At 62.9% G+C, this 8515-nt stretch carries 5 protein-coding genes and 3 pseudogenes; all 8 read right to left on the bottom strand.

Translation table 11 applies throughout. The annotated features are described in order from the left end of the window. A pseudogene (locus EN964_RS16170) lies at nucleotides 1–545 on the bottom strand (methyltransferase); the annotation flags it as partial. Between the two features lie 106 nt (nucleotides 546–651). Continuing rightward, complete coding sequence (pnp, locus tag EN964_RS16165; RefSeq protein WP_127270698.1) at nucleotides 652–2799, bottom strand: polyribonucleotide nucleotidyltransferase; 2148 nt, start codon at nucleotides 2797–2799, stop codon at nucleotides 652–654. Nucleotides 2800–3077: 278 nt separating this feature from the next. After that, nucleotides 3078–3389 carry a 30S ribosomal protein S15 gene (rpsO, locus tag EN964_RS16160; RefSeq protein ID WP_269470859.1) on the bottom strand — a complete coding sequence of 104 codons (312 nt, stop codon included), beginning with the start codon at nucleotides 3387–3389 and terminating at the stop codon, nucleotides 3078–3080. A gap of 140 nt (nucleotides 3390–3529) precedes the next feature. Then, the gene (gene corA / locus EN964_RS16155; RefSeq protein ID WP_127270701.1) at nucleotides 3530–4624 is read right to left on the bottom strand and encodes a magnesium/cobalt transporter CorA; all 1095 of its coding nucleotides are present in this window, start codon (nucleotides 4622–4624) and stop codon (nucleotides 3530–3532) included. A gap of 44 nt (nucleotides 4625–4668) precedes the next feature. Beyond that, a pseudogene (gene truB, locus EN964_RS39410) lies at nucleotides 4669–4908 on the bottom strand (tRNA pseudouridine(55) synthase TruB); the annotation flags it as partial. Between the two features lie 101 nt (nucleotides 4909–5009). After that, nucleotides 5010–5679 (bottom strand): annotated as a pseudogene (gene truB, locus EN964_RS16150) (tRNA pseudouridine(55) synthase TruB); the annotation flags it as partial. Then, nucleotides 5679–6119, bottom strand: coding sequence for a 30S ribosome-binding factor RbfA (rbfA, locus tag EN964_RS16145; protein WP_127270705.1), 441 nt, complete (start codon nucleotides 6117–6119; stop codon nucleotides 5679–5681). The gene rbfA and the pseudogene truB (EN964_RS16150), both read right to left, overlap by 1 nt. A gap of 125 nt (nucleotides 6120–6244) precedes the next feature. Beyond that, nucleotides 6245–8515, bottom strand: a 2271-nt coding sequence (gene infB / locus EN964_RS16140) for a translation initiation factor IF-2 (protein ID WP_127276535.1), incomplete at its 5' end; no start/stop codon positions are given.

Raw genomic sequence — 8515 nt, 5'->3', positions numbered from 1 at the left:
GTATCGATCCGGTCGAAGGAAAACATGCCGGGCGCGGTGCGGAACCGGTTTTCAACCAGCAGAGCGGGATTGGCGGCGCGCAGTTCCTCCGCGGCGGCGAGGTCGGCGGGACGGCGTAACCAGAAGGCGATGCCGTGATATTTCGGCAGATGGCCCTCGAGGGGGACAAGTTCGCCGACCCGCTTGCGCAGGCTGGCAATGCCATCGTCCTTGCCGCCGCCAACGACGACCAAGCCGCCCGGCGCCACACGCTCAAGCGCCTCCGCGAGGCGCACTTCGTTCAGACCCCGATGCCGGCCGGCAAGCACAAGTGCCATATCGAAGCCATCGCCTTCCACTTGCGCGGTGACGGCGCAGCCAGACGCCTGCAGCGCGCTAAAATGCGGCCGGAAGCCCTGCACGAGGTGAAGCGTCGCCTCGAAGCCTTCAGGCAGGCGAAAACCCGGCTCAGCGCCGAGAAACAGCACGCGCTCGCCCTTTCCCGGCAAAGCAACAGCCTCGGCCTCGAAGGGATGGAAAAGCGTCTTCAACGGCTCGGCGGACATCGTTCGATCTCGACTTGTCTGGGCTATTTGAAAGTGAAAACCGGGGCTGAAATGAAAACGGGCGCGACATAAGCCGCGCCCGCTTCAATTCATGAACTCAAGACGTTCAGGCGGCGTTTTCTTCGCCTTCGCTCTTCTTGTCGCGGGCGAGTTCCTTGCCGGTGGCCTGGTCAACGACCTTCATCGACAGGCGGACCTTGCCGCGCTCGTCGAAGCCCATCAGCTTGACCCAGACCTTGTCGCCTTCCTTGACCACGTCCGAGGTCTTGGCGACCCGGTCGTTGGCAAGCTGCGAGATGTGGACGAGGCCGTCACGCGGACCGAAGAAGTTGACGAAAGCGCCGAAATCCGCGGTCTTGACGACCGTACCTTCGTAGATCTCGCCGACTTCCGGCTCGGCGACGATGGTGTGGATCCACTTCTTCGCCGCCTCGATCTCCTTGGCGTTGGACGAAGCGATCTTGACCGTGCCGTCGTCCTCGATGTTGATCTTGGCGCCGGTCTTTTCGACGATCTCGCGGATCACCTTGCCGCCCGAGCCGATCACGTCACGGATCTTGTCGGTCGGGATGTGCATCACTTCGATGCGCGGTGCGAACTCACCGAGTTCCGAACGCGCGCCGGTCAGAGCATGCGCCATCTCGCCGAGGATGTGCTGGCGGCCATCCTTGGCCTGGTCCAGCGCGATCTTCATGATCTCCTCGGTGATGCCTTCGATCTTGATATCCATCTGCAACGAGGTGATGCCGTTGGCGGTGCCGGCGACCTTGAAGTCCATATCGCCGAGGTGATCCTCATCACCAAGGATGTCGGACAGAACGGCGAAACGCTCGCCCTCCTTGATCAGGCCCATGGCAATACCGGCGACGGGCTTGGCCAGCGGCACGCCGGCATCCATCAGCGCCAGAGAGGTGCCGCAGACGGTGGCCATCGACGACGAACCGTTGGACTCGGTGATCTCCGAGACGACGCGCAGCGTGTAGGGGAACTGGTCGGCACTCGGCAGCATCGGGCGAATGGCGCGCCAGGCAAGCTTGCCGTGGCCGATTTCGCGGCGACCCGGCGAACCCATGCGGCCGGTCTCGCCGACCGAGTAGGGAGGGAAGTTGTAGTGAAGGAGGAACTTCTCCTTGTACATGCCGGTCAGGGAATCGACATACTGCTCGTCCTCGCCGGTGCCGAGCGTTGCAACGACCAGCGCCTGGGTCTCGCCGCGGGTGAACAGCGCCGAACCGTGGGTGCGTGGCAGGACGCCGACTTCAGAGACGATCTTGCGGACTGTCTTCAGGTCACGGCCATCGATGCGCGAGCCGGTGTCGAGAATGTTCCAGCGCACGACCTTGGCCTGGAGTTCCTTGAAAACCGAACCGATCTGCTCGGAGGTGTACTTGGCATCTTCGCCTTCGACCGGGGCGAACGCTGCCTTGACCTTCGCCTTGACGGCGTCGACGGCGGCGTAGCGCTTCTGCTTGTCGACGTTCTTGTAGGCATTGCTGAGTTCGTCGCCGACGATCTTCAGCATCTCGGCTTCAAGCGCGGAATAGTCCGGCGCGGTGAAGTCGCGCGGCTCCTTGGCGGCGACTTCGGCCAGCTTGATGATGGCGTCGATGACCGGCTGGAAACCCTTGTGGCCGAACATGACGGCGCCGAGCATCAGCTCTTCGCCCAATTCCTTGGCCTCGGACTCAACCATCAGCACGGCGTCGGTGGTGCCGGCGACGATCAGGTCGAGCTTCGATTCCTGCATCTCGTCGACATGCGGGTTGAGCACGTATTCGCCGTTGATATAGCCAACGCGGGCGCCGCCGATCGGGCCCATGAAGGGCACGCCCGAGAGCGTCAGGGCAGCCGAGGTGGCCACGATCGACAGGATGTCGGGATCGTTCTCGAGGTCATGTTGGACGACGGTGACGACGATCTGCGTGTCGTTCTTGTAGCCGGAGGCGAAGAGCGGGCGGATCGGGCGGTCGATGAGGCGGGAAACCAGCGTTTCCTTCTCGCTCGGACGGCCTTCACGCTTGAAATAGCCACCCGGGATCTTGCCGGCGGCGTAAGTCTTTTCCTGGTAGTTGACGGTCAGCGGGAAGAAATCGAGGCCGGGCTTCGGCTCCTTCATCGAAACAACGGTGGCGAGAACCTTGGTCTCGCCGTAGGTGGCGAGCACCGCGCCGTCAGCCTGGCGTGCGATCTTGCCGGTTTCGAGGATGAGCGGACGGCCGCCCCATTCGATTTCCACTTTGTGGTGATTGAACATGTCTTGTCCTTAATATGAGGAAAGGGCCGCGCCGTTTCACGGTGCGCGGATGCCCTTTCCCTGGCTTCCTTTCTCGGGCAGCCACGGGCAAGACAACGGGAAGCTCGGGTAATTTCGGCGCGGCGAGCGCGCGCGAGCGTCCTGCAATCCTGCCCCATGACCGTCCATGGGCGGTTTCGAGTGCCCTCTGCACGATCGAAACCGGGTCTGGCCAGTCGATACGACTGGCAGAATGCGCGACCGGCGGGCTCTCCTTCGAAAGCCCGCCGGTCAATTCGTCAACGACGCAGACCGAGCTTCTCGATCAGCGTCTGGTAGCGCGCGTCGTCCTTGCGCTTGAGATAATCAAGCAGGCTGCGGCGCTGGGAGACGAGAGCAAGCAGACCACGGCGGGAATGGTTATCCTTCTTGTGGTCCTTGAAATGGTCGGTCAGGTTCTTGATGCGCTCGGAAAGGATGGCCACCTGGACTTCCGGAGACCCGGTATCGCCCTTGGCGGTTGCGAATTCACCCATCAATTCCTGTTTGCGCTCGGCAGTAATCGACATCGTGTTTTTCCTTATCTGTTTGAGGAAACGGGTCGCCCTCAGCCGGGATGTCGTCCAGCAGGGGCCGGTGCAAGCAAAGCGTCACAGCGCTATGCTGCGGCGCATATAGTGCAATTCCCCGGAAAACACCAGCCCAATTCACCAGCCGGCTTTTCAGGCCCAAAATGGCAGGTTTATCCTTGTCAAAGCCATTTCTTCCATTTGAAGAAGGCGATCAGCCCGAACGCGACAAGCGCCATGAACAGCAGCGACAAGGGATAGCCATAATAGGCCTTCAGTTCCGGCATGTTCCAGGGCGAAGACTCCGGGTCGAAATTCATGCCCCAGATGCCGACCAGGAAGGTGAGCGGCATGAAGATGACCGATACGATGGTGAGATAGCTGATGACGTCGTTGGTGCGCGCCTGGCTCAGCGACAGGTGCATTTCGATCAGGCCGGTCAGCATGTCGCGCTGGGTTTCGACCAGTTCGATCAGCCGCAGCGCATGGTCGAGCGTGTCGTTGAGGAAGATCTTGGTCTCGGCCTTCACATAGGGCACATCGTTGCGGATCAGCGTCGCCAGCGCATCGCGCATTGGCCAAAGCACGCCTTTCAGCACGTTGGCGTCGCGCCGCAATTCATGCAGTTGCCGCATCTGATGCTTGTGCGGCGAATGCAGCATCTCGTCCTCGATGCTGTCGACCGTGTCGCCGGCGGCCTCGATCGGCGGAAAATAGCTGTCGACGATGGCATCGATCAGCGCATAGGCGAGGTAATCGGCGCCGCGGGCGCGCAGCCGGTTGGGCGCCGAACTTTCGATGCGCTTGCGCACCGGATCGAACGGATCGCCTTCCCGCTCCTGGAAGGTAACGACGAAGTTGCTGCCGAAGAAGACGGCGATCTGCTCATAGCGATGCGAGGTGACGTCGTCGATCATCCTGACGACGACGAAGGCATGGTCCTCGAAGAAGTCGACCTTCGGCCGCTGGCCGGTGTTGACGACGTCCTCCAGCGCCAGCGGATGCAGGCTGAAAATGCGGCCGATCTCCTCGATCAGCGGGATGTTGGCGAGGCCGGTGCAGTCGAGCCAGAGGACCGGCCATTTGTCGCAATGGGTGTTGAGGTCGTCGATGCTGGCATTTTCGATGGTCTTGAATTTTTCGGGCGAGATCAGCGTCAGCCTGAGTTCGCTGCGACGCGCCGAGGGGTCGGCGATCAGCGTGCCAGGCGACGCACCGACCGGCGGCCGGCGCGTTTTCACCGGCGCCCGTTTGTTCACCGCTTCGGCCTTTGCCATGTGCCCCTCGAACGTAGAGTCGAACTGAAGTTAGACGAGAGCCGTCACCCGGCAAAGACCCGCTTGGGCTTGAACATGCCTTGCTCGATGGCACCGATGGCGACCAGCTTGCCGCGCGCCGTGGCGCAGGCTTCCTCGGCTTCCACCGGTGCATCGCGGCCGCGGATGATGACTGGGTTGCCAAGGCGGATCTTGGTCGCCGCATCGTCGCTGATGGCGATCTGCGGCAGGCAATCGAGGGCAGCCGATGTGTCGACCAGGAGCGCATCGATGGCATCGAAGTCGATTGGCACTTCCACCTTGTCGGCAGCCTCTGCCGTGTCGGCGGCTACCGTAGCGTCGGCGATATCAGTCGCGTCCGCGTTTCCCTCCACCACGCCGAAACGGGCAGCTTCCAACTCGGCGATGGTAACGAAGTCCTCCGAGGTGAACGGTTCGACCTCGACCCGGCGCAATTCGCTGATATGGCCGAAACAGCCCATGTCGCGGCCCATGTCGCGGGCCAGCGAACGCACATAGGTGCCCTTGCCGCACTCGACCTCGAAAACAGTATGGTCGGCGCCATGCTCGACAACGTCCAGACGGCCGATCTCGATCTCTCGCGCGGGTATGTCGACCGTCGCACCGTCGCGGGCCAGATCATAGGCGCGCTCGCCGGCGATCTTGATGGCCGAGAATTGCGGCGGCGTCTGCATGATGACGCCGGTGTATTTCGGCAGCAGGGCGAGCACCTCGGCTTCCGACGGACGCAGATCGGACTCCTTCGACACCGGACCTTCGAGGTCATCGGTGGAGCGCTCCTGCCCCCATGCGACGGTGAAGCGATAGATCTTGGCGCCGTCCTGCACGTAGGGAACGGTCTTGGTGGCCTCGCCAAGCGCGATCGGCAGCATGCCGGACGCCAGCGGATCGAGCGTGCCGGCATGGCCGGCTTTTTCCGCCTGGAACAGCCATTTGATCTTGGAGACGGCTTCGGTCGAGCCCATGCCGACCGGCTTGTCCAGGATCAGCCAGCCCGAGATCGGCCGGCCCTTCTTCTTGCCGCGGCGCGCCACTATTCGGTGTCCTTGTTGTCGTCTTTGTCCTGGTCCGCGTTTTGCTGGTCCTCAGGACCCAGATCGCGCGCCACTTCCGGCGATTTCAAGAGGTCGTTGATCCTGGCGAAATTGTCGAAGGAGGTGTCGAGCTTGAAGCGAAACTCCGGCATGAATTTCATCTGCCGCAGCGCGCCGGAGACACGGCCACGGATGAATTTCGCATGCTTGTTCAGCGCCTCGACCACCGCATCGGTATCCTTGGCGCCGAGTGGCGAAACGAAAGCGGTAGCGACCTTCAAATCGGGCGACATGCGCACTTCCGAGACCGACACCACGGTGTTCTCGATCAGCGGATCGATGATCTCGCCGCGCTGCAGGGTTTCGGACAGCGCATGGCGCACCTGTTCGGCGACGCGCAGCATGCGCTGGGATGGGCTGGATGTGGTTGGACGGGGCATTTTTCTCTATCCTGAAGCGTGAGGCGCGGGATGGGACCGTGCCGCATGTCTCATATGGGTCGTTCTCAATAGACCTCGGGCGGCGGCCTTTCGGCCACCGCCCGGTATGGACAAGTCACTCGAACTCAGAGTGTCCGGGTCACCATCTCGACGCGGAAGCACTCGATGACGTCGCCGACGCGCATGTCTTCGTAATTCTGGAAGGCCATGCCGCACTCCTGGCCGCCGGGGACTTCCGAAACTTCGTCCTTGAAGCGCTTCAGGGTCTTCAGCGTCCCTTCGTGGATGACGACGTTGTCACGGATCAGGCGCACACCCGCGCCACGCTCGACCTTGCCTTCGGTGACACGGCAGCCGGCGATCTTGCCGACCTTGGTGATGTCGAAGATCTCGAGGATCTGCGCGTTGCCGATGAAGGTCTCGCGACGCTCCGGCGACAGCAGGCCCGACAGAGCCGCCTTCACGTCATCCACGAGGTTGTAGATGATCGAGTAGTAGCGGATCTCGATGCCAGCCGCCGCTGCGGCGGCACGCGCCTGGACGTTGGCGCGGACGTTGAAGCCGATGATCGCGGCACCCGAAGTCTCCGCCAGCGACACGTCGCTTTCGGTGATGGCGCCGGCGCCGGCATGGACGATGCGCGCACGCACTTCGTCGGTGCCGAGTTTGTCGAGTGCGGCGTTGATCGCCTCGATCGAGCCCTGCACGTCGCCCTTGATGACCAGCGGGAATTCCTTCAGCCCGCTTGTCTGCAATTGCGACATCATCTGCTCAAGCGAACCGCGCTGGCCGGCATGCTTGGCAACCGCCTTCTCGCGCGCCAGCCGCTGGCGGTATTCGGTGATCTCGCGGGCACGGGCCTCGTTGTTGACCACGGCGAAGCGATCGCCGGCCTGCGGTGTGCCCTGCAAGCCAAGCACTTCCACCGGCATCGCCGGCGGCGCTTCCTTGATCTGCACGCCACGATCGTTGACCAGCGCACGCACCCGGCCCCATTCGTTGCCGGCAACAAGGATGTCGCCCGGCATCAGCGTGCCGGTCTGCACCAGCACGGTCGCGACGGGGCCACGGCCCTTGTCGAGCTGGGCTTCGATGACGACACCCTCGGCGGTACGATCCGGATTGGCCTTCAGGTCGAGAATTTCGGCCTGCAGCAGGATCGCCTCGAGCAGCTTGTCGAGATTGGTGCCCTTGGTCGCCGACACTTCGACGTCCAGAACTTCACCGCCCATGGATTCGACGAAAACCTCGTGGCGCAGCAGTTCGGAGCGCACTTTCTGCGGATCGGCATCATGCTTGTCGATCTTGTTGATCGCCACGATGATCGGAACGCCGGCCGCCTTGGCATGGCTGATCGATTCGATCGTCTGCGGCATGACGCTGTCGTCGGCGGCAACCACCAGGATGGCAATGTCGGTCGCCTGGGCGCCACGAGCACGCATCGCCGTGAAGGCGGCGTGGCCGGGCGTGTCGATGAAGGTGATCTTGTGACCGTTCTTCTCGACCTGGTAGGCGCCGATATGCTGGGTGATGCCGCCGGCTTCGCCGGAGACGACATTGGCGTTGCGGATCGCGTCGAGCAGCGAGGTCTTGCCATGATCGACGTGACCCATGATCGTCACGACCGGCGGACGCGAAACCAGGTCCTCGGCATTGTCGGCGATGTTGAACAGGCCTTCCTCGATGTCGGACTCGGCGACGCGGCGGACCGTGTGGCCGAATTCGGTAGCAACCAGCTCGGCCGTGTCGGCATCGATGACGTCGCCCGGCTTCAGGATCTGGCCCTGCTTCATGAAGAACTTGACCAGGTCGACCGCGCGCTCGGACATGCGTTGCGCCAGTTCCTGGATCGTAATGGTCTCTGGCAGGATCACTTCGCGCATGACTTTCTCGCGCGGCTCATTGTGCATCGCGCGCTTGAATTTTTCCTGGCGGCGACGCATCGACGACAGCGAACGGGCTCGCGCGTCTTCGTCGGACAATGCTGAATTCAGCGTCAGCTTGCCGCGGCGGCGGTCTTCCTCGGCCTTGGTCGGCTTGGCCGGACGCGCCACTTCGGGCGTGACCGGACGGCGCACCGGTGCGCCGGCGCCAACCCGCTTCGGCTTGGCCACTTCCTCGTCATCGACTGTTGCCAGTTCGGCAGCCAATGGCGCGCGGCGACGCGCCTCTTCCTCAGCCCGACGGCGGGATTCGGCCTCGGTCTGCAACCGCGCCTCTTCCTCGGCCTGGCGGCGTGCGGATTCATCGCGTTCGCGCTTGCGGCGCTCTTCGTCCTCGGCGCGACGCTTGGCATCCTCGGCGGCGCGCTGGCGGTCCTCGACCTCGCGAACCTTCGAGCCCTCGAGCGCCCTGCGGCGTGCTTCCATTTCACTGCGCGACAGTTCGTTCAGCAC

It is taken from the genome of Mesorhizobium sp. M7A.F.Ca.CA.001.10.2.1 (assembly GCF_003998575.1).
Taxonomy (GTDB): Bacteria; Pseudomonadota; Alphaproteobacteria; order Rhizobiales; family Rhizobiaceae; genus Mesorhizobium.
This window is presented reverse-complemented; position numbering and strand designations above follow the sequence as displayed.